We start from the raw sequence: 23,906 nt of genomic DNA, 5'->3' as shown, positions 1-23,906 counted from the left end.
CCGGGCGCGGCGGGCCCCGGCGCGTGCCCGGGGCGCGGGGCCGGGCGGGGGGGGGGGGGCCCCCCCGCCCCCCCCCCCCCCCCGGGCCCCCCCCCCCCCCGCCCGGGAGGGAGGCAGGTCTTGCGGACTATGACGTCTCGGCGAGCGTCACGGTTGCCTTCTCGTCGGATCCGTTTCGCTTGAACTGGATCTCGACCCGGTCGCCGACCTTGCCGGCCTGCACCGCGCCGACCAGATCGTTGGAGTCGTTGACCGCCTTGTCGCCGAACTTGGTGATCACGTCGCCCCGCTGGAGCCCCGCCTTCTCGGCGGCGCTGCCCGGGGTGACCGCGGCGACCAGCGCGCCGCCGTCCTCGGCCGCGTTCACGCTGACCCCGAGCGACGGGTGGCTGATCTTCTCGCCGCGCTGGAGCTTCTCGGCCACGTCCTTGGCCTTGTTGCTCGGGATGGCGAAGCCGACGCCGATGTTGCCGTTGCTGCCCTGCCCGGCGGTGGCGATCGCGGTGTTGATGCCGATCACCTCGCCCCGGGTGTTGACCAGCGCCCCACCGGAGTTGCCCGGGTTGATCGGGGCGTCGGTCTGCAGCAGCCCGGAGATCGAGCTGGCGCCCTGCGGGCTCTGCTGCTGCTGACCGCCCTCACCGGCGGAGATGGTGCGGTCGCGGGCGCTGAGGATGCCGGCGGTCACCGAACCCTGCAGGCCGAGCGGGCTGCCCAGCGCGAGCACCTGGTCGCCGACCTGCATGCCGTCGCTGTCGCCGAACTTCGCCGCCTTCAGGTCGCTCACGCCGCTGGCCTTGACCACCGCGAGGTCGGTCTTCGGGTCGGTCCCGACGATCTTCGCCGTGGCGGTCTTGCCGTCGGCGAAGACCACCTTCACCGTGTCACCGCTGGCGGAGGCGACCACGTGGTTGTTGGTCAGCACGAAACCGTCGGCGCTGAGGATCACCCCGGAGCCCTCACCGCTGTCCGTCATGATCGTGACGATGCTGTCCTGGACGGACGCCGCGATCTTGGGCAGGTCGGCGCTGTTGATCACCGGGGCGGCGGAGTAGGTGCGGGTGACCCCGCCGCCGTCGTCGAGGGCGAGCGCCAGCGCGCCGCCGGCCACGCCCGAGCCGAGCATCAGGGCCAGCGCCAGCGCGCCCGCGCCGACGAACTTGCCGGCCCGGCTCGGCCGCGCCGGCTGCTGCGGCCCCCACGGCGGGAGCGGCTGGCCGGCCTGGTGCTGGTGCTGCTGATACGGGTGCTGCCCGGGCTGCGCCTGGTAGCTCGGCACCGGGCCGCCGGCCGGCTGCGCCGACGGGTAGCCGGCGTTGCCCTGCTGGGCCCAGCCGCCGTGCTGCTGCTGGCCGTACCAGGGGTGCGGCTGCTGCCCCGAGGTCGGGTACTGCGGGGCGTACGGGCTGGCTGGGGCGTACGGGTTGGCGGGCGCGCCGGACGCGGGCGCGTACGGGCTGGCCGAGGTGTCGCCGGGGGCGGCGGTTCCGGCGGCCGGGGAGTCGGCCGGAACCGGCCCGGCGGCCGGGGTGGTGGAGTCCGATGTCCCGCTCTGGACGCGGGGCAGCTCGGCGGTGTGGTGCGACGGCTCGGCGTCGGCAGGTGCCGGCGACCGCTGCGGCTCGGTCTCGTGGTCGGTCATGCCTACAGCTTTCCCCGTGGCACTGTCACCAGCCTGGAATCCGCCTGAATGTTTTCTGTAAGTCACTCGCCGGGCTCGCCCGCCTCGGGCAGCAGCGGCAGCTTCACCCGGAAGGTGGCCCCGCCGCCCGGCGTCTCCACCGCCTCCACCGTGCCGTGGTGCGCCGCCACCAGCGCGGCGACGATGGCCAGGCCGAGACCGGTGCTGGTCGGCCCGCCGGCCCGGCGGGTCCGGGCGGCGTCCACCCGGTAGAACCGCTCGAAGACCCGCTCGGCCTGCTCCGGGGTGAGACCGGGGCCGGTGTCGGCCACCTCCACCACGGCGAGGTTCCCCGGCTCGGCCCGCAGCCGCAGCGTGACCGCGGCGTCCGACGGGGTGTGGGTGAGCGCGTTGGTCATCAGGTTGCCGATCACCTGCCGCAGCCGGGCGTCGTCGCCGAGCACCACGAGCGGGCCGGCCCCCGGCTCCCGCTCCAGCTCGATCCGCCGGTCCGGGTCGACCACCCGGGCCGCCTCCACCGCGTCGGACGCCAGCACCGGCAGCTCCACCGGGGCCAACGCGATCGGCCGTTCCCGGTCCATCCGCGCCAGCAGCAGCAGGTCCTCGACCAGCAGCCCCATCCGGGACGCCTCGTCCTCGATGCGGCGCAGCAGGTCGGCGGTCTGCTCGGGAGCCCGCGCCGCGCCCTGCCGGTACAGCTCGGCGAAGCCACGGATCGTGGTCAGCGGCGTCCGCAACTCGTGCGAAGCGTCGGCGATGAACTGCCGCATCCGCTCCTCGGACCGGCGGGCCCGCGCCTCGGACGCCTGCGCCAACGCGGCGGCGTCCCGGGCGCCCGTCTCGGCGCTGCGGGCCGCCGCCTCGGAGGCGGCCCGCGCGGTGAACGCGGCCTCGATCTGCGCCAGCATCGCGTTCAGCGCCCGGGAGAGCCGGCCCAGCTCGGACGTCGGGCAGGCCCGCCCCTCCTCCGGGTCGGGCACCCGCCGGGTCAGGTCACCGCCGGCGATGGCCGCCGCGGTCCGCTCGATCTCCACCAGCGGCTTGAGACTGGTACGCACGATGCCCGCCCCGACCGACGCCAGGATGATCAGCACCGCCCCGCCGGCGAGCAGGTCGATCCAGAGAAGCTGGCGCACCGACAGGTCGACGTCGTCGAGGTTCTGCCCGACCGCCACGTACGTGTTCTGGTCGACCTGACGCACCGCGAGCCGCCAGCGGACCCGCTTGTCCGCGCCCTCCTCGGTGAAGGCCGCCCCGTCGGCGTGCTTGAGGTACCAGTCGGCCTGCTGGAGCCCGGCCGGCAGGTCGTCCACCACCAGGGACCCGTCCTGGCGGACGTACGCGTTCTGGCTGCGGCGGTCCCACTGGCTGGCGAAGTAGTCGGTGGGCAGGCCGTTCTGGCTGGCGTTCACGTCCACCCGCACGCCGCGCTTGAACTGGTCGTCCAGCTCACCGTCGATCCGGCCAACGAGGTAGTTGTGCAGGAAGTAGGCGGTGGAGACGGTGATCACCAGCAGTGCGCCGGCCACCAGGGCCAGCACGGCGGTGACCAGCTTGAGCCGCAGCGGGATCCCCCGCAGCCAGCCCTTCGCGTCGTGGACCGCGTTCACGCCGCCGGCTTGCGCAGCACGTAGCCGACCCCACGCAGGGTGTGGATGAGCCGGGGCTGGGTGTTGTCGACCTTGCGGCGCAGGTAGGAGATGTAGGACTCGACGATGTTGTCGTCACCGCGGAAGTCGTAGTTCCACACGTGGTCGAGGATCTGCGCCTTGCTGAGCACCCGGTTGGCGTTGAGCATCAGGTAGCGCAGCAGCTTGAACTCGGTAGGCGAGAGCTGCACCCGCTGGCCGGCGCGGTGCACCTCGTGGGTCTCCTCGTCCAGCTCCAGGTCGGCGAACGTGAGCCGGGACGGGGTCTGCTCGCCGGTCGCGGTGCGCCGCAGCACGGCCCGGATCCGGGCGGTCAGCTCCTCCAGGCTGAACGGCTTGGTGACGTAGTCGTCGCCGCCCAGGGTCAGCCCTCGGATCTTGTCGTCGGTGGCGTCCCGCGCGGTCAGGAACACCACCGGGGTACGCGTACCGCCCTCGCGGAGCATCCGGATGACCTCGAAGCCGTCGAGGTCGGGCAGCATCACGTCGAGCACGACCAGGTCGGGCCGGTGGTCCTTGGCGGCGTGCAGCGCCGCGCTGCCGCTGGTCGCGGTGGCCACGTCGAACCCCGCGAAGCGCAGGCTCGCGGAGAGCAGTTCGAGGATGTTCGGGTCGTCCTCGACGACGAGCAGTCGGGCCTCGGTCTGGGTAGCCGCCATGGCCCCATCATCCGTGCTCCGGCTGCGGTCGCGCTGGGCGGAAGCTGGAAACAACCTGTGAGATCAGCGGAGCAGTCGGCGCAGCCCGTCGAGCGCGCCGTCGAGCAGCCGGATCGCGGTCCGGAGCTGGTTGTCGCTGAGCCGTCCGGCCCGCACCAGCGCGCCGACCTCGACGGTGAACGCGGCCAGCCGATTGTCGAACTCGGCCAGCAGCGGCGACTCGGCGGCGCGGGCCCCGCCCCCGTTGCTCCCGGCCCGGACGGTCGGCGGCGGCGTCCAGCGGCCCTGGCGGGTCTGCCGGGTCACCTCGCGCAGTTCCCGTTTCAGGTCGCGGGTGGAGCCGCGCACCTCGGTGCGGATCTCGCCGGCCAGCGCGGAGAGGTCCTCGACGGAGGCGCTGATGTCGGCCTCCAGCGTGCTCAGCTCGTCGGCGCGCTGCCGCAGCTCGGCCCGCCCGGCCTCGGTGATCTCGTAGACCTTGCGCCCGCCCGCCGCGGTGTGCGTGACCAACTGCTCCACCTCCAGCCGTTGCAGGCGGGGGTAGATGGTGCCGGCGCTGGGCGCGTAGAGCCCGAGGAAGCGCTCCTCCAGCAGGCGGATCAACTCGTAGCCGTGCTTCGGTCCGTCGTCGAGGAGCTTGAGCAGATAGAGCCGGAGCCGCCCGTGGCTGAACACGGCGGTCACGGCAGGTCCTCCCGGTCGTCGGCGTCCGCGACCGGGCGGGCCAGTAGCGCGATGCTGCCGGACGTCGCGGACGCCCAGAGCTTACCCGCGCCCGCGCCGAGCACCCCGTGGCTGTCCTTGACCGCGCCGAAGCCGTGCTGGCCGCCGCAGATCTGCGGGAAGCCGCTGGTGATGCGGCCGGAGGTGGTGTGCAGGTGGACGCTCAGGTCGCTGTCCTCGCGGACCCGGACGGTGATGCTGCCGGAGATGGCGCTGAGCTTGATCTCGCTGCCCCGGGGATTGTCCAGGTCGCAGGTGATCGAGCCGGAGACCGCGTGGGCGCGGACCCGGTCGGGCGCGCTGTCGGCCAGGATCAGCTCGCCGGAGACCGTCTCCAGGTCGAGGTCGCCGCCGATGCCGAGCGCCTCCACCGGGCCGGAGACCACCTTGGCGCTGGTGCGCCCGCGCAGCCCCATCAGGGTGACCTGGCCGGAGGTGACGTCGACCCGGGTGTCGCGCCGCAGCCCGGAGGCGACCAGCGCGCCGTCGACCAGGTGCAGGTCGGCCAGCGCCTGGGCCGGCACGGCGACCGACACCTCGGCGCGGAACCGGCGGCGGAGCTGGCCCAGCCACCAGAGCACGCCCGGCCAGCGGGGGAACGGCTCGTGCCGGATGCTGAGGCGCCCGTCGCGCAGCTCGACAACGAGCGGCCGGCGGCTGATCCGGGTGACGTCGACCCGGGCCGGGCCGTCGGTGCCGACCACGTTGAGCCGACCGCTGACCAGCCGGACGTCCAGCCGGGTGACCGGCTCGTCCAGCGTGATCCGCTTCGGCCCGTCGACAGTCCACCTGGCCATCGCGTCCTCCCCTCACCCCCGACGCGTCCCACGACCCGCCGCGCAACGAGAGCAGCATAACGCGATACATCGCGACTGAACAAGACTGTGTCGCGTCTCTGCCCCACCCGCAACCGCCGGTGATCAAGGAGTTCCACGTCACGCCGACGCCCCACACTCGACACAAACCCCTTGATCATCCCGGCCCGGGGTACACGCGGCGCCGGGCGGGACGGGCGCGGTGATCATGAAGTTGGCCGGCTGGGGAGCGCGGGAGGCGGGGTGGGTGGGAGGCGGGGTGGGAGGGGTGTCAGGCGGCCAGGGCGAGGCCGGGGCTGGAGCTGGGGTGGAGGGCAGTAGGGGACGGGGGGAGGCGGTGGATCGAGGACTCGGCGGTGCGGGCCAGCAGCCGCCGGTCCGCCCCGTCCGCGGGATGCAGCGCGGCGGACACGGTCACCGCCACGGTCAGGTCCCGGGCGGCCAGCACCCGGCGGACCGACGCCCAGAGCGTCTCCGCACCGAGGAACGCGGGCAGCGTGCTCGGGTCGCCCGCGTACCGGTAGGCGACGGTCAGCGGCACCACCGGCGCGCCGGTCACGACCGCCGCCTCGAACATCGCCGGGCGGAAGCCACCGCCGGGACGGCAGCCGGCCGCCACGCCGCACCAGGTCGTACCCTCCGGGAACACCGCCACCGGTTGCCCGGCGCGCAGCGCGTCCGCCACCCGGGCGACGGTGGCCGGCAGCGCACGCGGCCGGGACCGGTCCACGAAGACGGTGCCCGCCGCCGCGGCCAGCGCGCCCACCAGCGGCCAGCCCCGGACCTCCCGCTTGGCCAGCATCCGGGCCGGCGACACCGCCAGCACCGCGAGCACGTCCAGCCAGGAGACGTGGTTGGCGACAAGCAGCGCGCGGCGACGCGGCGGCCGGCCCCGGACCACCAGCCGCACGCCGAGCGCGCGGAGCGTGCCGCGGGCCCAGCCGCGCAGCGCGGCCCGCCGGTCGGCGGCCGGCAGCACCGGCAGCAGCGCGGCCAGGCCGACCCCGGCCAGGAGCATTCCGAGTACGCCGAGCAGCCGGCCGACGCGGCGCGTCGCGGACACGTCCGGTGCGGCGGGCGGCGGCAGGCACTCCGGCCCGCACCCGGAGGCGGGCCGCCACAGGCCGTCGCCGGCCGGGCTCGGGCGAACGGCGCCCACCAGCAGCGTCACGGTCCCACCTCGCCGAGGAAGTGCCGCAGGTGGCGCGGGTTCATCCGGTCCAGCGAGAACAGCACGTAGAAGTCGGCGCAGCCGAAGTCCCTGTCGTACGCCGGCTCGCCGGCCACCCAGGCGCCGAGCCGCAGGTAGCCGCGGAGCAGCGGCGGCACGAGCGCCCGCCGTTCGGCCGGGGTGAGCGGGGCCGGGTCGACGGCCGGCGCCTCGGCGAACCACGGCCGGTGCGGGGTGACCCGCAGCGGCGGCGGGGCGAGGTGCCGGTCGGTGACCTGCGCCCACACCTCGGCCGCGGCGACACCGCCGTCGGCGACCGACACCGAGGCGCAGCCGCCGAGCCAACGCGAGCCGCGCAGGTGCAGGTAGCGGCAGATGCCGGCCCACATCAGGTTGATCACCGCGCCGGTGCGGTGGTCCGGGTGCACGCAGGAGCGGCCGGCCTCGACCAGGTCGCCGCGGAGCGGGGCCAGCGGGCCCAGGTCGAACTCGCCGTCGGCGTAGCGCCGGTCGGTGCGGCCCGGGGGCAGCAGCCGGTAGGTGCCGACCACCTCGCCGGTGTCCTCGCGGAGCACCACCAGGTGGTCGCAGTGCGTGTCGAACTCGTCGGTGTCGAGCCCGGCGGCGCCGGGCGGCAGGGTAGCGCCGAGTTCCCCGGCGAACACCTCGTGGCGCAGGCGTTGCGCGGCCGCGACCAGTGTCGGGTCGTCGGCGATCAGCAGGGTGTAACCGCTGGTCGTGATGGGTGCGCCAGCGGCGTGCAGAACGGCCATGGGTCCTGTGTAAGGGCCACGGGTTGCCGTGCCCGGGGTGAGGGGTGTCGATCCGGTGAACGCCGGTCGGCGGCGGCGTGCGGCACCGGGCCGGCGGGTGTGCGAGGCTGCCGGGCGACCGCCGCGACGACGCCGGCGGAGGTGACCCCGGAGGTGCACGTGCTGGTCGAGGCCCGTTTCCACGGACCGGACGGCTCCGGCAACGGCGGCTGGAGCGCCGGCATCTTCGCCGCGTCGCTCGGCGACCGGGGGCCGGTGGAGGTCACGCTGCGCCGGCCGCCGCCGCTGGACACCCCGCTGACCGCCGCCGACGGCGAGGTGCGCGACCCGCAGGGCCGGCTGGTCGCCGAGGTACGCCGGGTCGGGCCGGTCGACGCGGTGGTGCCGCCGGTGGACCCGGCCACCGCCGAGGAGGCCGCGCGGGCGTACCCAGGGTTGGTGGACCACCCGTTCCCCCGCTGCTACGTCTGCGGCCCGGACCACCCGGACGGACTGCGGATCTTTCCCGGCCGACTGCCGGACGGGCGGACCGCCGCGCCGTTCCGCGCGCCCGCCGAGGTGGTGCCCGCGACGGTCTGGGCGGCGCTGGACTGCCCGGGCGGGTGGGCGGTGCTCTCCGCCGGCCGCCCGTACGTGCTGGGCCGGATCGCCGCGCAGGTCACGGCGCTGCCACGGCCCGGCGACGCGTGCGTGGTGACAGGTCTCGCGGTGGGTGGCGAGGGGCGGCGGGCCGAGGTGCACACCAGCCTGTACGGGCCGGACGGCGCGCTGCTGGGCCGGGCCCGCGCCACCTGGGTCGCGCTGCCGACCGGGTGATCTCCTCCCTGAGGAGGACGGCGCGTACACATCCCGCCTGATTGACCCCCTTGCGGCGGGTTGGAAGGCTGTGCGGGGCGCCCCCGCAACGGCGCCCCCACCGGCGTGCGTCGAGCACGCCGGGGCAGGAGAGGAGAATGATGTCCGACGGGCAGCCACGCCCCAACGCCGCGACCGGCCAGATCATCGTGTCCGGCTTGACCAAGCAGTACAAGAACGTCCGCGCGGTCGACAACCTGTCGTTCACCGTCGAGCCGGGCCGGGTCACCGGCTTCCTCGGCCCGAACGGCGCGGGTAAGACGACCACGCTGCGCATGTTGCTCAACCTGGTCACGCCGACCGCCGGCACGGCGACCATCGGCGGCCACCGGTACGCCGACCTGACCGACCCGCTGCGCACGGTGGGCGCGGTGCTGGAGGCGTCGAGCGCGCACAAGGGCCGCACCGGGATCAACCACCTGCGGGTGATCTGCGCGGCGGCCGGGCTGCCGAAGGAGCGGGCGGACGAGGCGCTCGCCCTGGTCGGGCTCTCCCCGGCGGCGAAGCGCAAGTTCAAGGGCTACTCGCTGGGCATGAAGCAGCGCCTCGGGATCGCCGCCGCGATGCTCGGCAACCCGCAGGTGCTGATCCTGGACGAACCGGCCAACGGCCTGGACCCGGAGGGCATCCGCTGGATGCGGGGCTTCCTCAAGGGGCTGGCCGCCGAGGGCCGGACGGTGCTGGTCTCCAGCCACCTGCTCTCCGAGATGCAGCTCCTCGCCGACGACGTGGTGATCATCGCGGCCGGCAAGCTGGTCCGGCAGGGTCCGGTCGAGCAGGTGATGGGCTCGATGACGCACGGCGCCCGGGTGCGGGTGCGCACCCCGCAGGCCGACGAGCTGACCGCGGCGCTGCGCGAGCAGTCCGCCACGGTGGACGCCGACCCGCACGGCGCACTGCTGGTCAGCGGCGTGGACGCGCCGACCGTGGGTCGGATCGCGCTGGCCGCGAAGGTCGAGCTGCACGAGCTGACCACCGAACGTCCCGACCTCGAAGGGGTCTTCCTGGAGCTGACGGCCGGAAAGGCGGAGATCCGATGACGCTGGTCCGATCCGAACTGCTCAAGATCCGTACCACCAGCACCTGGTGGATCTTCGGTCTGATCACCCTCCCGCTGTGGGGGCTCGCGCTGTTCTTCAACTACCTGCAGACCGACGCCTTGGCCAGCGGAAACGTGGGCGAGGCGGCCGGCGAGCAGGCCGATCAGATCCAGGCCGCCGGCGCGGCTGACAACCTGGCCGCCAACCTCTACACCAACGGGCAGTTCTTCGGGCTGCTCATCGTGATGCTGCTCGGCATCGTGGTGGTGACCAGCGAGTTCTTCCACCAGACGGTGACCACCACGTTCCTCACCGCGCCGCACCGCACCGCGGTGATGCTGGCGAAGTTGGCCGCCGCCGGCGTGCTGGCGCTGCTGTTCTGGATCGTCACCACGGCGCTCAACCTGATCTTCGCGCCGTTGATCCTGAACGCGGTGGACGTCGACCCGCAACTCGGCAGCGGCGTGGTCTGGCGCGCAATCGCGCTCAACGGGCTGGCCTACCTGCTGTGGTCGGTGCTCGGCGTCGGGCTCGGCGTGCTGATCCGGAGCCAGATCGGCGCGACCGTGACCGGCATCCTGCTCTACCTGGGCGGCACCATCGGCGCGGCCATCGCCATCGGGCTGCTGGCGCAGCGGTTCGGCGACTGGATCAGCAAGCTCCAGCTCCTGGTGCCGTCGCTGGCTTCCAGCCTGATGGTGGGCGGCGACACCGACATCCCAGGCAACCCGCCGCAGTGGGCCGGCGCCGCGGTGCTGATCGGCTACGCGGTGGTGACCGGCGTGATCGGCGTGCTGACCATCCGGCGGCGCGACATCTCCTGAGCCTGGCGTGACCCGGGCCCCGGCCGGTGACCCTGCGTCACCGGGCGGGGCCCGTCGTCGTCTAGCAGGAGTCGGCGGACCACGCAGCGTTTGCCGAACTTCTGGCATCTTCTGTGAAACGGGCCACCAGCCGGAGGCGAGAATGCCCGCGGCAATCGCACGGCGTAGCCTGGGATCCGTCTCCTGTGCCCGGCGAATCGGGCGCGGGAGCCCACCGCGTGACATTCACAACCGCGTGAAAGAGGCGATTAGCGGCCGTGTCGACCCAGCAGACATCGCAGGAGAACCCACTGGCGGGTTTCGGCCCGAACGAGTGGATCGTCGAGGAGATGTACCAGCGCTACCTCGCCGACCCGTCGAGCGTCGACTCGGCATGGCACGACTTCTTCGCCGACTACCGGCCGGCGCCCGGCGCCGCCACCCCGCGCCCGGAGAAGCCGGCCGCCCCGGCCGCGAAGCCGGAGCCCGCCGAGCAGCAGGAGGCGGTGGCCACGGTCACCGAGAAGCCGGCCGCCAAGGCCGCGCCGGCCAAGCCGGCCGAGAAGCCCGCCGCCAAGCCGGCGGCGAAGACCGCCGAGCCGGCCCCGGCCAAGAAGGCGGCCCCGGCCAAGCCGGCCGCCAAGGCGCCGGCCGCGAGCGCCGCCGGCACCACCCCGCTGCGCGGCGTGGCCGCGAAGATCGTCCAGAACATGGACGCCTCGCTCGCCGTGCCGACCGCCACCAGCGTGCGCGCGGTCCCGGCGAAGCTGCTCGTCGACAACCGCATCGTGATCAACAACCACCTGGCCCGGGGCCGGGGCGGCAAGGTGAGCTTCACCCACCTCGTCGGCTACGCGATGGTCCGGGCGCTCGTCGAGCACCCGGAGATGAACAACTCCTTCGCCGAGGTCGACGGCAAGCCCGCGATGCTCCGCCCCGAGCACGTCAACCTCGGCATCGCCATCGACCTGGCCAAGCCGGACGGCTCCCGCAACCTGGTCGTGCCGTCCATCAAGGCCTGCGAGCAGATGGACTTCCGGCAGTTCTGGCAGGCGTACGAGGACGTGGTCCGGCGCGCCCGCCGCAACGAGCTGACCATGGAGGACTACTCCGGCACCACCATCTCGCTGACCAACCCGGGCGGCATCGGCACGGTGCACTCGATCCCGCGCCTCATGCAGGGGCAGAGCGCCATCATCGGCGTCGGCGCGATGGAATACCCGGCGCCCTACCAGGGCATGAGCGAGGCCACCCTGGCCGACCTCGCGGTCAGCAAGGTGATCACGCTGACCAGCACGTACGACCACCGGATCATCCAGGGCGCGCAGTCCGGCGAGTTCCTCAAGGTCATGCACGAGCTGATGCTCGGCGAACGCGGCTTCTACGACGAGATCTTCACCTCGCTGCGCATCCCGTACGAGCCGGTGCGCTGGATGCGGGACGTGGCCGTCGACAGCGAGGGCCAGATCAACAAGACCGCGCGGGTGCACGAGCTGATCCACGCGTACCGGGTGCGCGGCCACCTGATGGCCGACACCGACCCGCTCGAGTTCGAGATCCGCAAGCACCCCGACCTGGACGTGCTCCAGCACGGGCTGACCCTGTGGGACCTGGACCGGGTCTTCCCGGTCAACGGCTTCGCCGGCCAGCAGCGGATGAAGCTGCGCTCGATCCTCGGCGTGCTGCGCGACTCCTACTGCCGCCGGGTCGGCATCGAGTACATGCACATCCAGGACCCGGAGGAGCGGCGCTGGATCCAGGAGCGGGTCGAGCGGAAATATGAGAAGCCCGGCTCCGACGAGCAGAAGCACGTGCTCAACCGGCTCAACGCCGCCGAGGCGTTCGAGACGTTCCTGCAGACGAAGTACGTGGGCCAGAAGCGCTTCTCGCTGGAGGGCGGCGAGTCGCTGATCCCGCTGCTCGGCGAGGTGCTGGAGTCCTCCGCCGAGGCCGGGCTGGACGAGGTCGTCATCGGCATGGCCCACCGGGGCCGGCTCAACGTGCTGGCCAACATCGTCGGCAAGCCGTACGAGAAGATCTTCTCCGAGTTCGAGGGGCACCTCGACCCGCGGTCCACGCAGGGCTCGGGCGACGTGAAGTACCACCTCGGCCAGAACGGCAAGTTCAGCACCCCGGACGGCGAGCACGCGGTCAAGGTGTCGGTGGTGGCGAACCCGTCGCACCTGGAGGCCGTCGACCCGGTGCTGGAGGGCATCGTCCGGGCCAAGCAGGACCGGATCGACCTCAAGCTGGAGGGCTACACCGTGCTGCCGCTGGCGGTGCACGGTGACGCCGCCTTCGCCGGGCAGGGCGTGGTCGCCGAGACGCTCAACCTGTCCCAGCTCCGCGGCTACCGCACCGGCGGCACCGTGCACGTGGTGGTCAACAACCAGGTCGGCTTCACCACCGCCCCGGAATACAGCCGGTCCAGCCTCTACAGCACCGACGTGGCCCGGATGATCCAGGCGCCGATCTTCCACGTCAACGGCGACGACCCGGAGGCGGTCGTCCGGGTCGCCCGGCTCGCGTTCGAATACCGCCAGGCGTTCAACAAGGACGTCGTCATCGACCTGGTCTGCTACCGGCGGCGCGGGCACAACGAGGGCGACGACCCGTCGATGTCCAACCCCCAGATGTACAAGATCATCGACTCGAAGCGGTCGGTCCGCAAGCTCTACACCGAGGAGCTGATCGGGCGCGGTGACATCACCGTGGAGGACGCCGAGGAGTTGCTGCGCGACTACCAGGCCCAGCTCGAACGCGTCTTCAAGGCCACCCGCGACGCGGCGACCACGCCGCGCCAGCTCGGCCGCCCGAAGCGCGAGGAGGAGCCGGAGCCGCAGGTCGACACCGCCACCGACGCCTCCGTGGTGAAGGCGATCGGCGAGGCGCACGTCAACCTGCCCGAGGGCTTCACCCCGCACAAGCGCATCCAGCAACTGCTGGAGCGCCGCCGGAAGATGTCCGTCGAGGGCAACATCGACTGGGGCTTCGGCGAGATCATCGCGTTCGGCTCGCTGCTGCACGACGGCGTCACCGTCCGGCTCGCCGGGCAGGACTCGCGCCGCGGCACGTTCGTCCAGCGGCACGCCTCGGTCGTCGACGCCCGCACCGGCGACGACTACCTGCCGCTGAAGACGTTCACCGCCGACGGCGAGCGGTCCCGCTTCTTCGTCCACGACTCGCTGCTCTCGGAGTACGCCGCCATGGGCTTCGAGTACGGCTACTCGGTGGAGAACGTCAACGCGCTGGTGGCCTGGGAGGCCCAGTTCGGTGACTTCGTCAACGGCGCCCAGTCGGTGATCGACGAGTTCATCTCGTCCGGCGAGGTGAAGTGGGGCCAGCGCTCCGCGGTCACCCTGCTGCTGCCGCACGGCCACGAGGGTCAGGGGCCGGACCACACCTCCGGCCGCCCGGAGCGGTTCCTCCAGCTCTGCGCCGAGGACAACATGCGGGTGGCCATCCCGACCACCCCGGCGAGCTACTTCCACCTGCTGCGCCGCCAGGCGCTGTCGCCCAAGCGCAAGCCGCTCGTGGTCTTCACGCCGAAGTCGCTGCTGCGGCACAAGCTGTGCGTGTCGCCGGTGGAGGACTTCACCACGGGCACGTTCCAGCCGGTGCTGGCCGACACCGGCGCCCCGGCGCCGGAGCAGGTGAAGCGGGTGCTGCTCTGCTCGGGCAAGGTCTACTACGACCTGTTCCAGGCCCGGCAGGAGCGCGGCGTCACCGACACCGTGATCCTCCGGATGGAGCAGCTCTACCCGCTCCCGGTGGAGGAGGTGCGGGCCGCGCTCGCCCAGTACCCGAACGCCGAGGACTTCGCCTGGGTCCAGGAGGAGCCGGCCAACCAGGGCGCCTGGTCGTTCGTCGCGCTCAACCTCCTGGAGCACCTGCCCGAGGTCCGGCTGCGTCGCATCTCCCGCCCGTCCGCCGCCGCCCCGGCGGTCGGCTCGGCCAAGATGCACGAGGTCGAGCAGAACGCGCTGATCGAGGCGGCTCTCCCCCGCCCGTGACCCACCGCCGGCAGCGGCCCGTCCCGGCACCGGGGCGGGCCGCTGCCGTACGACGAGAGGACGACCGTGTACTTCACCGACCGTGGCATCGAGGAACTGGTCGAGCGCCGGGGCGACGAGCAGGTCAGCCTGGAGTGGCTGGGCGAGCGCCTGCGCGACTTCGTCGACCTGAACCCGGAGTTCGAGACTCCGATCGAGCGGTTCGCCACCTGGCTGGCGCGCCTCGACGACCCCGATGACGAGTGACAGTTCGCATTTGACTAGTTCCGCTGCGTGACGTCCACTGTTGAGGTATGAACCCCGGGAGCCACAAACCGCCGCAGGACGCGGTGACGGTACGCCACCTGCGCCTCGGTGTCGGATCGGTAGGCCTCGCGCTGCCCGTCGTGCTGGTGGTCGGCCACATGGCCGCCACCCGGCGACTCACCCTGCTGGACTCGCTCAGCGGCTACTACCACTCCGAGATGCGGGACGTCTTCGTCGGCTCGATGTGCGCCGTCGGCGTCTTCCTGATCGGCTACCGCTACCGCCGGCCGGAGGACGTGCTCGGCACCGTGGCCGGCGTCCTGGCGGTCACCGTGGCGCTGTTCCCCACCACCACCGGGGCGCCGGTCACCACCGTCGACCAGCTCGACCGTACCGTCGGCGTGGTGCACCAGGTCGCCGCCGCCGGCCTCTTCGCAGTGCTCGCGGTCTTCTGCCTGGTGCTGTTCGTCCGCCCGGACACCGCAGGCGTGCCGCCGCGCCGCTCGGCGGTGGTCTTCTACCGGACCTGCGGCGGGCTCATCGTGCTGGCGATCGTGCTCGCGCTGGCCAGCACGCTGCTCCCGGAGGACGTCCGGCACACCGTCAAACCGGTGCTGTGGTGCGAGACGCTCGCCGTGTTCGCGTTCGGCGCCGCCTGGGTGGCGAAGTCCGACGCCCTGCTCCGCGCCGCCGACCCCCCGCCTGGCCCTCGCGATCTTGCACTTGTCGCCCCGACGAACGGTGCGAACCACGCATGACGAGGGCCGAAACTGCAAGATCTGTGCGAGGAGCGGGGGCACGGGGGCGGGTCCGAGGACCTGAGCGGGGGTACCGGCGATCTTGTAGCGTGAGGGCGTGGCGCGCAGCGTGTACCTGACCAGCGTGGGGTCGGGCGGGGGAAAGTCCACGGTGGCGCTCGGGCTGGCCGAGCTGCTGTCCCGACAGGTCGGGCGGATCGCCGCGTTCCGGCCGCTGGTCGCCGGCGACGGCACCGACCCGATCCTGGCCCTGCTCACCGAGCGCTACCGGGTGGAGCTGCCGGTCGACGAGTTGCACGGCGTGACCTACGCCGAGGCCACCGAGCTGGTCGCGAACGGCCGGCGGGAGGAGCTGATCTCGCGGATCGTCACCCGCTACCGGGAGGTGGAACGGCGTTGCCCGGCGGTCGTGGTGGTCGGCAGCGACTTCGCCGACGGCGACGGCGCCGGCCCCCGCGAGCTTGCCTTCAACGCCCGCCTCGCGACCGAGTTCGGCAGCGTCGTGGTGCCCGTGGTGGACGGGTTCGGGCAGTCGCCGGAGGCGATCGCGGCGGCGGCGCGCGGCGCGTACCACGATCTCGCCGACCTGGGCGCGACGGTGGTGGCGGTGGTCGCCAACCGGGTGCCCGAGCCGACGGCGCTGCCCGAGCTGCCGGTCCCCGCGTACGCCATCCCGGAGGTGCCGACCGTGTCGGCGCCGACGGTGGCCGAGGTGGCGGCGGCGCTCGGCGCCACCCGGCTCGCCGGCGACCGGGCCGCGCTCGACCGCGACGTGCTCGACTACGTGGTCGGCGCCGCGCACGTGCCGACCCTGCTCGGCCACCTCACCGACGGGGCGCTGGTGATCACCCCGGGTGACCGGGCCGACCTGCTGGTGGCCGCCGGCGCCGCGCACGTGGCCGGGCAGGTCTCGCTGGCCGGGCTGGTGCTCACGCTCGGCGAGCAGCCCGACCCCCGGGCGATGCGGCTGGTGGAGCGGATGAACACCGGGCTGGCCGTGCTCTCGGTGGCCAGCGACAGCTACGACACGGTCGAGGCGTCCAGCCGGATCGAGGGTCGCCCGAGCACCGCCAACCCGCGCAAGGTGGAGGCCGCGCTCGGCGCGTTCGAGCGGTGCGTGGACACCGACGACCTGGCCCGCCGGCTACGGGTCACCCGGTCCGCGCGGGTCACCCCGCTGATGTTCGAGAACGACCTGATCGACCGGGCCCGGGCCCGACGTCGCCGGCTGGTGCTGCCCGAGGGCACCGAGGAGCGGATCCTGCGCGCGGCGGAGGTGCTGCTGCGCCGGGGCGTCGCCGACCTCACCCTGCTCGGCCGCCCCGACGAGGTCGCCCGCCGCACCCGGGAGCTGGGCGTCGACCTGGCTGACGCGCAGGTGGTCGACCCGGCGACGAGCGAGTGGCGGGACGAGTTCGCCGAGGCGTACGCGAAGCTGCGCGCCCACCGCGGCGTGACGCCGGAGCTGGCGTACGACGTGGTGGCCCAGCCCAACTACTTCGGCACCCTGATGGTGCAGGCCGGACGCGCCGACGGGATGGTCTCCGGGGCCACCCACACCACGGCGGCCACCATCCGCCCGGCCTTCGAGATCATCCGCACCGTGCCGGGCGTCTCGGTCGCCTCCAGCGTCTTCTTCATGCTGCTCGCCGACCGGGTGCTGGTCTACGGCGACTGCGCGGTCAACCCGGACCCGGACGCCGCCCAGCTCGCCGACATCGCCATCTCGTCGGCCGACACCGCGGCCCGGTTCGGCATCGAACCCCGGGTGGCGATGTTGTCCTACTCCACCGGCAGCTCCGGCGCCGGCGCGGACGTGGAGAAGGTCGCGGCGGCCACCAAGCTGGTCCGGGACCGCCGGCCCGACCTGCTGGTCGAGGGCCCGATCCAGTACGACGCGGCGATCGACCCGCAGGTCGCGGCCACCAAGCTGCCGGACAGCCCGGTGGCGGGACGGGCCACCGTGTTCATCTTCCCGGACCTGAACACCGGCAACAACACCTACAAGGCGGTGCAGCGCTCGGCCCGCGCGGTCGCGGTCGGCCCGGTCATGCAGGGCCTGCGTCGGCCGGTCAACGACCTGTCGAGGGGCGCCACCGTGCCGGACATCGTCAACACGGTGGCGATCACCGCCATCCAGGCCGCCACGGAGGCGTCGTAGATGAGCCGCATCCTGGTCCTCAACACCGGATCCTCGTCGGTCAAGTACCGGCTCTACGACGGCGACGACGTCCTCGACAAGGGCACCGTGGAGCGGGTCGGCGAGCCGGGCGGCGGGCCGGCCGACCACGAGAGCGCGGTCCGGGAGATCATCGACCGGCTCGACCTCAGCGGGCTGGCCGGCGTCGGGCACCGGGTGGTGCACGGCGGGCGGCGGTTCAGCGCGCCGGTGCTGATCGACGACGCGGTGGTCGCCGCGATCGAGGAGCTGGTCCCGCTCGCCCCGCTGCACAACCCGGCCAACCTGGCCGGGATCCGGGTCGCCCGGGAGGCGCTGCCGGACACCCCGCAGGTCGCGGTCTTCGACACCGCGTTCCACCACACACTGCCCGAGGCCGCCGCCACCTACGCGATCGACCGGGCCACCGCCGAACGGTACGACGTGCGCCGGTACGGCTTCCACGGCACCTCGCACGCGTACGTCTCGCGGCGGGCCGCCGAACTGCTGGACCGGCCGTACCCGGAGCTGAACACCATCACGCTGCACCTGGGCAACGGGGCCAGCGCGTGCGCGGTCCAGGGCGGTCGCAGCGTCGCCACCTCGATGGGCATGTCCCCGCTGGAGGGCCTGGTCATGGGCACCCGCAGCGGCGACCTCGACCCGACAGTCATCTTCCACCTGCGCCGTGCGGGCAGGATGGGCGTGGACGAGATCGACGACCTGCTCAACCACCGCAGCGGCCTGCTCGGGCTCACCGGCGTCAACGACATGCGGGAGGTGCTGGCCCGGCGCGACGCCGGCGACCCGGCGGCGGCGCTGGCGTTCGACGTCTACTGCCGCCGGATCACCGGCTACGTCGGCGCGTACTACGCGCTGCTCGGGCGGGTCGACGCGGTCGCGTTCACCGCCGGGGTCGGTGAGCACGCCCCGGCGGTCCGGGCCGCGTCGCTGGCCGGGCTGGAACGGCTCGGCATCGCCGTCGACCCGGCCCGCAACGACGGTACGGGCGACCGGGTCGTCTCCCCCGACGGCACGGAGGTCACGGTGCTGGTGATCGGCACCGACGAGGAGCGGGAGATCGCCCGCGAGACCCGTGAGGTGCTCGCCTGAATCCCGGCCCGGCGCCGCGCGGAACAGCTCAGCCCAGCGCGAGCCAGGCGACCAGGGCGACGACGACCACGGCGGCCACGCCGGCGCCGACGATCAGCGGCAGCCGGGACGGGGTGGGCGCCGCCGCGGCCGACTCGGGCGCGTCGACGAAGGCACGGAACTGCGCCGTGTTGCCGCTCGGGTCGGTGTAGTTCTCAGTCATGCGCGTGACCCTAGCGAAGCCGGCCCGGCCCGAGGGCCCCGCCGGGCCGTCACCCGAGGACCCGGGCGACCGTCGCCGCCGAACCCGCCCGGTCGGTGGAGGCTCCGCCCGGCCGGCCGGCGGGGGCAGCCGGCCCGGACGGCGGGCGCGGGCGGCCCTCTCGGCTGCCTACCGTGCAGGGGTGAGGGGGCAGCGGCTGGTGGCCGCGCTGACGACGGCGCTGCTGGCCGGCTGCGGGCCGGCCGTCGCCACCTCCGACCCCGTCCCGGCCGCCGTCCGGCCCGCGCCCGAGCGCCCGTACGCGGTGGGCATGCGGCAGTTCACCGTCGACCCGGACGGCCCCCGGCCGCTGCCGGTCACCGTCTGGTACCCGGTGGATCCGCCCTCTGCCGGCCCGACCGTCAACGTCCCGCCCTCCCACGGCCCGGCCGTCGACGGGTCCCCCGACACGTCGTCCCCGGCCGCCGACGTCCCCGCCGGCACGTCGCCCTCCCCCGGCCGGGCCGGGTCGGATCGGCCGGCCGTCGCGCCCCGCACCGGGACCGGGCCGAGGGTGTGGGCCGGGGCGCCCGTGGCCGCCGGGCGGTTTCCGGTGGTCCTCTACAGCCACGGGCTGCGCAGCCTGCCCGCGCTGCACGCGCCGCTGACCAGCCGCTGGGCGGCCGCCGGGCTGGTGGTGGTCGCGCCCGCCTATCCGCGTACCAACCGGTGGGCCCGGAACTTCAGCCGCGAGGACGTCCGTAACCAACCCGCCGACGCCTGGCGGCTGGTCCGCCACCTCGTCCGGCTGAGCACCCGCCCCGGTGATCCGCTCGGCACGCACCTCGCCATGGACCGGCTCGCCGCCGCCGGGCACTCGGCGGGCGGCCACACCACCCTCGGCATGTTCGCGTCCGCGCCACCGGTCCCGTTGCGGGCGGGCATCGTGATCGCCGGCGGCCGGCCGGTCGTCGGCCCGGTCCGGCCGATGGCGCCGGTGCTGTTCGTGCACGGCACCGCCGACCGGATCGTTCCGCAGTCGATCGGCCGGGCCGCGTACGCCCGCTGTCTCGGACCGGCCGCCTTCCTCAGCCTGCGCGGCCAGGGCCACGGCGAGTACCTGGGCCCGGGCCGAGCGGGCTTCCCGCAGGTGCTCGCCACCACCACCGACTTCCTCCGGTGGACGCTCTACGGCGACCGGGCAGCGCTGCGCCGCCTCCCCGCCGACGCCACCGCGCCCGGCGTCACCACCTTCACCACCCGCGCCTTCCCCGGCTGATCCCGCCGGGCGCCTCGGGTGTCAGGCGGGGCCCTCTCCGCCACCGCAGGCGTCAAGCAGGGGGCCCGTCGGCGGTAGCGTGGCGCGATGGACGGGCTGGAGCAGCGGCAACTGGACGCGATCCGGGAGGTCGTCGAGCTGGCCGAAGCGACCGGGATCGAGGTCTGGTTGCGCGGTGGCTGGGCGATGGACTTCCACCTCGGCGCGGTGAGCCGCCCGCACGTCGACGTCGACTGGTACTGCTGGCGGCACGACGCCGGCCGCCTGGCCGACCGGCTCGGTGGCCAGGGCTGGCGTCCCGACCCGCGGATGCCGGCCACCACCCAGCTCGACCTGCTCCGGGGCGACGTGGAGGTGAGCTTCGCCTACCTGGACCGGGATCCGGCCGGCCGGGTGGTCGTCGGCGCCGGGCCGTGGGCGGGCACCGCCCTGCCGGACGGGATGCTGGCCGCCCCGCCCGGCCGGGTCGGGTCGCTCGTGGCGCCGGTGATCAGTGTCACCGCGCAGATCGAGTTCAAGGAGATGTTCCCGGTCTGGATGCCGGAGCGCCCCCGACGCGCCAAGGACGCCGACGACCTGGCCCGCCTCCGGGCGTCGGCCGGCGACCGCCCGGCCTGACCGCCGCACCGCCCACGAGGTGTTGAGAGGGGTCCCCGCCTCTACCGGAGGCGTTAATAAGGGGCCCCTCCTTCACGCGAGGCACAATCGGGGGCATGCGTCGTCGTCCCGTTGCCCTGGTTGCCGCCGCGCTGCTCGGCGCCGGTCTGGCCGGCTGCTCGGAGCCGCCGGCCGCCCCGGCCGGGCGGCCCGGTCCGGACGCCTCGCCGCAGGCCGGCACACCCGCGCCGCGAGTGGCCGCCGGCAGGGCGCCCACGAAGAGCTTCGCGGTCGGCGTACGCCAGGTGAAGCTGAACCGCGGCGGCGACCGCCCCTTGCCGGTGACGCTCTGGTACCCGGCGACGGGCGCGACCGGCGGCCCGGCCCAGCGGTCCGCCCCGGCGGCCGGCGGGCGGTTCCCGGTGGTGTTGTTCAGCCACGGCCTCGGCGCGCGCCCGGAGGACTACCAGGTGTTGCTGACCCGCTGGGCGGCGGCCGGGTTCGTGGTCGCCGCGCCGCGTTTCCCGCACACCGGCCGGGGCGGCGACGGCAACCCGCTGGACGTGCTCAACCAGCCGGCCGACGTGTCGTACGTGTTGACCAGGGTGCTCGCGCTCGGCGAGACGGCTGGTGACCCGCTGCGCGGCCGGCTGGATCCGGAGCGGGTGGCGGCGACCGGGCACAGCGCCGGCGGGGTGACCACGATCGGGTTGTTCACCACCGGGCGGGACGAGCGGCTGGACGCGGGGATCGTGTTCGCCGGCACGGCGCTCGGCGTGGGCACCGCGTTCGCCGGCGCCGCCGCGCCGCAGTTGTTCGTGCACGGCGAGGCGGACGAGGTGGTGTCGTACGCCGCCGGCAAGGCGGTCTTCGACGCGGTGCCGTGGCCGAAGGCGATGCTCAGCCTGCCGAAGGGCGACCACGGCCGGGCGTTGCTCGGTGACGGGAAGGCGCTGCGGGTGGTCGCGGACACCACTGTCGAGTTCCTCCGCTGGACGCTCTACGGCGACCCCACCGCGAAGAGCCGCCTCCCGGCCGACGCCACCCGTGGCGGCCTGGCCACCCTCGACGACCGGTTGTAGGGCGGGGCCCCTTCTTAACGCCTGCGGTAGAGGAGGGGGCCCCGCTTAACACGCCTGCCTCACGCCGTGTGGTCGACGACCACCTTGCCGAAGACCTCGCCGGAGTGCAGCCGCGCGAACGCCTCGTCGATCCGGCTGAACGGCACCACCCGGTCCACCACCGGCCGGACGCCGTGCTCGGCGCAGAACGCGAGCAGTTCGGCCAGCTCGTCCGGGGTGCCCATGGAGGTGCCGAGGATCTCCAGTTGCATGGCGAAGACGCGACGCAGGTTGACCTTGGGCTCGTGCCCGGCGGTGGCGCCGGAGACCACGATCCGGGCCATCGGGGCGGCCGACTTCAGCGAGTGGTCGAAGGTGGCCGCGCCGACCGTCTCGACCACCACGTCCACCCGCTCGGGCAGCCGGGCGCCGGGCTCCAGCGCGGTGGCGCCCAGCTCGGCGATCCGCTCCCGCTTGGCGGCGTCGCGGCTGGTCGCGTACACCCGCTTGCCGAGCGCGACGGCGAGCGCGACGGCCGCGGTGGCCACGCCGCCCCCGGCGCCCTGGACCAGCACCGACTCGCCGTCGGCGACGCGGCCCTTGGTGGTGAGCATCCGCCACGCGGTGAGCCAGGCCGTGGGCAGGCACGCCGCGTCGGTGGCCGACAGGCCGTCGGGCAGCGGCAGCAGGTTCATCCGGGGTACGGCGACCAGCTCGGCGAACGTGCCCTGGTAGTGCTCGGAGAGGATGGAGACCCCGCGCGGGTCGCCCGGGGTGGGCACCACCGGGTAGATGACCATCTCGTTGCCGTCCGGGTCGGTGCCGACCGCGTCGCAGCCCAGGATCATCGGGAGCTGGCCGGGGGTCAGGCCCACGCCGCGCAGCGACCAGAGGTCGTGGTGGTTCAGCGAGCTGGCCCGCACCCGCACGGTGACCCAGTCGTCCTGCGGTGGGGTCGGCTCGGGACGGTCGCCGACGGTGAGCGCGGCGAGCGGGTTGTCGGCGTCGAAGGCCGAGGCATAGGCAGCACGCATGATCGGCACGGTAACAAGCTGAGCGGGCGTTAAGAAGGGCCCCTTCCTCTGCGAAATGCGATAAGAAGGGGCCCCTCCTTACACCTCAGCGGCGGGCGACGCCGTCGCGGCGGGCGGCCTCGGCGACCGCCTCGGCGACGGCGGGGGCGACCCGCGGGTCGAGCGGGGACGGCACGATCGCGTCCGGGGTGAGCGACTCGGCCACCACGCCGGCGATGGCGTCGGCGGCGGCCACCTTCATCGCGTCGGTGATCCGGGTGGCCCCGGCGTCCAGCGCGCCCCGGAACACGCCCGGGAACGCGAGCACGTTGTTGATCTGGTTGGGATAGTCGCTGCGCCCGGTGGCGACCACCGCGACGTGCCGGGCGGCCACCTCGGGGTGCACCTCGGGGGTGGGGTTGGCCAGCGCGAAGACGATGCCGCCGGGAGCCATGCCGGCGACCGCCGCCTCGGGGATCTGGCCGCCGGAGACACCGATCAGCACGTCCGCGTCGCGCAGCGCCTCGGTGACGTCGCCCTGGCGGCCCTCGGCGTTGGTGAGGTCGGCCAGCTCGGCCTTGGTGCCGGTCAGCTCGCGGTGCCGGCCGATGATGCCGCGCGAGTCGCACACCACCACCCGGGCCGGGTCGACGCCGCCGGCGATCAGCATCTTGGTGACCGCCACGCCGGCCGCGCCGGCGCCGCTGACCGCGACCCGCAGGTCGCCGAGCTTGCGGTTGAGCAGCGCCGCCGCGTTGCGCAGGGCGGCCAGCACCACGATCGCGGTGCCGTGCTGGTCGTCGTGGAAGACCGGGATGTCCAGCGCCTCGTCCAGCCGGCGTTCCACCTCGAAGCAGCGCGGGGCGCTGATGTCCTCCAGGTTGATCCCGCCGAACGAGGGCGCGAGCGCCTTGACCGTCGCGACGATCTCGTCGACGTCCTGGGTGTCCAGGCAGACCGGCACCGCGTCCACGCCGGCGAACTGCTTGAACAGCACCGCCTTGCCCTCCATCACGGGCAGTGCGGCGCGCGGGCCGATGTTGCCCAGGCCGAGGACGGCGGAGCCGTCGGTGACCACGGCAACGGTGTGCGACACCCAGGTGTAGGTGTCGGCGAGGTCGGGATCGGCGGCGATCGCCTCGCAGACCCGGGCGACCCCCGGGGTGTACGCGAGGGAGAGGTCCTCCCGGCTGGTCAGCGGCACGGTGGAGGCGACGGCCATCTTGCCGCCGACGTGCAGTCGGAAGACGGGATCGGCGGGGTCCGGGGTGGACGCAGACATGGTGACTCCAGATCTGTCGAGCAGACGGACCGGCCGGCACGGTCAGCGGTGGTCAGCGACCGGCGGGGCGGCGGT

General features: G+C 73.8%; 21 protein-coding genes. 11 read left to right on the top strand and 10 right to left on the bottom strand.

Going from position 1 to position 23,906, the window contains the following annotated elements; all coding sequences use genetic code 11:
* Nucleotides 1-127: 127 nt before the first annotated feature.
* From ACIA5A_RS02805 to ACIA5A_RS02775, 7 genes are all read right to left on the bottom strand, one after another.
* Nucleotides 128-1,642, bottom strand: a complete 1,515-nt coding sequence (locus ACIA5A_RS02805) for a trypsin-like peptidase domain-containing protein (protein WP_396755716.1) — start codon at nt 1,640-1,642, stop codon at nt 128-130.
* Nucleotides 1,643-1,704: 62 nt separating this feature from the next.
* Nucleotides 1,705-3,252, bottom strand: a complete 1,548-nt coding sequence (locus ACIA5A_RS02800; RefSeq protein WP_396755714.1) for a sensor histidine kinase — start codon at nt 3,250-3,252, stop codon at nt 1,705-1,707.
* Nucleotides 3,249-3,950 (bottom strand): response regulator transcription factor, encoded by a 702-nt coding sequence (locus tag ACIA5A_RS02795; RefSeq protein ID WP_396755712.1) that lies wholly within the window; start codon nt 3,948-3,950, stop codon nt 3,249-3,251. Before ACIA5A_RS02795 ends, ACIA5A_RS02800 begins: the two co-directional genes overlap by 4 nt.
* 63 nt (nt 3,951-4,013) lie before the next feature.
* On the bottom strand, nt 4,014-4,634 hold the full coding sequence (locus tag ACIA5A_RS02790; protein ID WP_396755710.1) for a PadR family transcriptional regulator: 621 nt from the start codon (nt 4,632-4,634) through the stop codon (nt 4,014-4,016).
* On the bottom strand, nt 4,631-5,470 hold the full coding sequence (locus ACIA5A_RS02785) for a DUF4097 family beta strand repeat-containing protein (protein WP_396755708.1): 840 nt from the start codon (nt 5,468-5,470) through the stop codon (nt 4,631-4,633). The genes ACIA5A_RS02790 and ACIA5A_RS02785 overlap by 4 nt, the downstream gene beginning before the upstream one ends.
* 289 nt (nt 5,471-5,759) lie before the next feature.
* The gene (locus tag ACIA5A_RS02780) at nt 5,760-6,659 is read right to left on the bottom strand and encodes a lysophospholipid acyltransferase family protein (protein ID WP_396755706.1); all 900 of its coding nucleotides are present in this window, start codon (nt 6,657-6,659) and stop codon (nt 5,760-5,762) included.
* Nucleotides 6,656-7,432, bottom strand: a complete 777-nt coding sequence (locus tag ACIA5A_RS02775) for a GNAT family N-acetyltransferase (protein WP_396755704.1) — start codon at nt 7,430-7,432, stop codon at nt 6,656-6,658. The genes ACIA5A_RS02780 and ACIA5A_RS02775 overlap by 4 nt, the downstream gene beginning before the upstream one ends.
* A gap of 141 nt (nt 7,433-7,573) precedes the next feature.
* On the opposite strand from ACIA5A_RS02775, the gene ACIA5A_RS02770 reads away from it, so the two are divergent.
* From ACIA5A_RS02770 to ACIA5A_RS02735, 8 genes are all read left to right on the top strand, one after another.
* Nucleotides 7,574-8,248, top strand: a complete 675-nt coding sequence (locus ACIA5A_RS02770) for a hypothetical protein (RefSeq protein ID WP_396755702.1) — start codon at nt 7,574-7,576, stop codon at nt 8,246-8,248.
* 137 nt (nt 8,249-8,385) lie between these two features.
* Complete coding sequence (locus ACIA5A_RS02765) at nt 8,386-9,327, top strand: ABC transporter ATP-binding protein (protein WP_396755700.1); 942 nt, start codon at nt 8,386-8,388, stop codon at nt 9,325-9,327.
* Nucleotides 9,324-10,151 (top strand): ABC transporter permease, encoded by an 828-nt coding sequence (locus ACIA5A_RS02760; protein ID WP_396755698.1) that lies wholly within the window; start codon nt 9,324-9,326, stop codon nt 10,149-10,151. The genes ACIA5A_RS02765 and ACIA5A_RS02760 overlap by 4 nt, the downstream gene beginning before the upstream one ends.
* Before the next feature lie 257 nt (nt 10,152-10,408).
* Nucleotides 10,409-14,143, top strand: coding sequence for a multifunctional oxoglutarate decarboxylase/oxoglutarate dehydrogenase thiamine pyrophosphate-binding subunit/dihydrolipoyllysine-residue succinyltransferase subunit (locus ACIA5A_RS02755; protein WP_396755696.1), 3,735 nt, complete (start codon nt 10,409-10,411; stop codon nt 14,141-14,143).
* Nucleotides 14,144-14,209: 66 nt separating this feature from the next.
* A complete protein-coding gene (locus ACIA5A_RS02750; protein ID WP_181570103.1) occupies nt 14,210-14,389 on the top strand; it encodes a DUF6104 family protein in 180 nt (59 codons plus the stop codon).
* 47 nt (nt 14,390-14,436) lie between these two features.
* Nucleotides 14,437-15,147 carry a DUF998 domain-containing protein gene (locus ACIA5A_RS02745; RefSeq protein WP_396755694.1) on the top strand — a complete coding sequence of 237 codons (711 nt, stop codon included), beginning with the start codon at nt 14,437-14,439 and terminating at the stop codon, nt 15,145-15,147.
* 97 nt (nt 15,148-15,244) lie between these two features.
* A complete protein-coding gene (gene pta, locus ACIA5A_RS02740) occupies nt 15,245-17,308 on the top strand; it encodes a phosphate acetyltransferase (protein WP_396755692.1) in 2,064 nt (687 codons plus the stop codon).
* A complete protein-coding gene (locus ACIA5A_RS02735) occupies nt 17,309-18,418 on the top strand; it encodes an acetate/propionate family kinase (RefSeq protein WP_396755690.1) in 1,110 nt (369 codons plus the stop codon). It begins immediately after the preceding gene.
* 28 nt (nt 18,419-18,446) lie between these two features.
* Here ACIA5A_RS02735 and ACIA5A_RS02730 read toward each other — a convergent pair whose 3' ends face one another.
* Complete coding sequence (locus ACIA5A_RS02730; protein ID WP_396755688.1) at nt 18,447-18,620, bottom strand: hypothetical protein; 174 nt, start codon at nt 18,618-18,620, stop codon at nt 18,447-18,449.
* 181 nt (nt 18,621-18,801) lie between these two features.
* Between ACIA5A_RS02730 and ACIA5A_RS02725 the strand changes: the two genes are divergently transcribed.
* The 3 genes from ACIA5A_RS02725 to ACIA5A_RS02715 all read left to right on the top strand — a co-directional run bounded on the left by ACIA5A_RS02725 (nt 18,802) and on the right by ACIA5A_RS02715 (nt 21,557).
* Nucleotides 18,802-19,878 carry an alpha/beta hydrolase gene (locus tag ACIA5A_RS02725; RefSeq protein WP_396755686.1) on the top strand — a complete coding sequence of 359 codons (1,077 nt, stop codon included), beginning with the start codon at nt 18,802-18,804 and terminating at the stop codon, nt 19,876-19,878.
* Between the two features lie 87 nt (nt 19,879-19,965).
* Complete coding sequence (locus ACIA5A_RS02720; protein WP_396755684.1) at nt 19,966-20,496, top strand: nucleotidyltransferase domain-containing protein; 531 nt, start codon at nt 19,966-19,968, stop codon at nt 20,494-20,496.
* 95 nt (nt 20,497-20,591) lie between these two features.
* On the top strand, nt 20,592-21,557 hold the full coding sequence (locus ACIA5A_RS02715; protein WP_396755682.1) for an alpha/beta hydrolase family protein: 966 nt from the start codon (nt 20,592-20,594) through the stop codon (nt 21,555-21,557).
* 59 nt (nt 21,558-21,616) lie between these two features.
* Here the strand turns inward: ACIA5A_RS02715 and ACIA5A_RS02710 are convergent, their stop codons facing one another.
* Together ACIA5A_RS02710 and ACIA5A_RS02705 are read right to left on the bottom strand one after the other, a co-directional pair.
* On the bottom strand, nt 21,617-22,570 hold the full coding sequence (locus ACIA5A_RS02710; RefSeq protein ID WP_396755680.1) for a zinc-binding dehydrogenase: 954 nt from the start codon (nt 22,568-22,570) through the stop codon (nt 21,617-21,619).
* Nucleotides 22,571-22,655: 85 nt separating this feature from the next.
* Nucleotides 22,656-23,831 (bottom strand): NADP-dependent malic enzyme, encoded by a 1,176-nt coding sequence (locus tag ACIA5A_RS02705; protein ID WP_396755678.1) that lies wholly within the window; start codon nt 23,829-23,831, stop codon nt 22,656-22,658.
* Nucleotides 23,832-23,906: the final 75 nt, after the last annotated feature.

The organism is Micromonospora sp. NPDC051300, from assembly GCF_044455315.1.
Taxonomy (GTDB): Bacteria; Actinomycetota; Actinomycetes; order Mycobacteriales; family Micromonosporaceae; genus Micromonospora; species Micromonospora robiginosa.
This window is presented reverse-complemented; position numbering and strand designations above follow the sequence as displayed.

Excerpts from the sequence above, each read along its gene's own strand:
- ACIA5A_RS02805 (WP_396755716.1), bottom strand. The coding sequence starts at position 1,642 with ATGACCGACCACGAGACCGAGCCGCAGCGGTCGCCGGCACCTGCCGAC.
- ACIA5A_RS02795 (WP_396755712.1), bottom strand. The coding sequence starts at position 3,950 with ATGGCGGCTACCCAGACCGAGGCCCGACTGCTCGTCGTCGAGGACGAC.
- ACIA5A_RS02785 (WP_396755708.1), bottom strand. The coding sequence starts at position 5,470 with ATGGCCAGGTGGACTGTCGACGGGCCGAAGCGGATCACGCTGGACGAG.
- ACIA5A_RS02775 (WP_396755704.1), bottom strand. The coding sequence starts at position 7,432 with ATGGCCGTTCTGCACGCCGCTGGCGCACCCATCACGACCAGCGGTTAC.
- ACIA5A_RS02765 (WP_396755700.1), top strand. The coding sequence starts at position 8,386 with ATGATGTCCGACGGGCAGCCACGCCCCAACGCCGCGACCGGCCAGATC.
- ACIA5A_RS02760 (WP_396755698.1), top strand. The coding sequence starts at position 9,324 with ATGACGCTGGTCCGATCCGAACTGCTCAAGATCCGTACCACCAGCACC.
- ACIA5A_RS02745 (WP_396755694.1), top strand. The coding sequence starts at position 14,437 with ATGAACCCCGGGAGCCACAAACCGCCGCAGGACGCGGTGACGGTACGC.
- ACIA5A_RS02735 (WP_396755690.1), top strand. The coding sequence starts at position 17,309 with ATGAGCCGCATCCTGGTCCTCAACACCGGATCCTCGTCGGTCAAGTAC.
- ACIA5A_RS02730 (WP_396755688.1), bottom strand. The coding sequence starts at position 18,620 with ATGACTGAGAACTACACCGACCCGAGCGGCAACACGGCGCAGTTCCGT.
- ACIA5A_RS02720 (WP_396755684.1), top strand. The coding sequence starts at position 19,966 with ATGGACGGGCTGGAGCAGCGGCAACTGGACGCGATCCGGGAGGTCGTC.
- ACIA5A_RS02715 (WP_396755682.1), top strand. The coding sequence starts at position 20,592 with ATGCGTCGTCGTCCCGTTGCCCTGGTTGCCGCCGCGCTGCTCGGCGCC.
- ACIA5A_RS02710 (WP_396755680.1), bottom strand. The coding sequence starts at position 22,570 with ATGCGTGCTGCCTATGCCTCGGCCTTCGACGCCGACAACCCGCTCGCC.
- ACIA5A_RS02705 (WP_396755678.1), bottom strand. The coding sequence starts at position 23,831 with ATGTCTGCGTCCACCCCGGACCCCGCCGATCCCGTCTTCCGACTGCAC.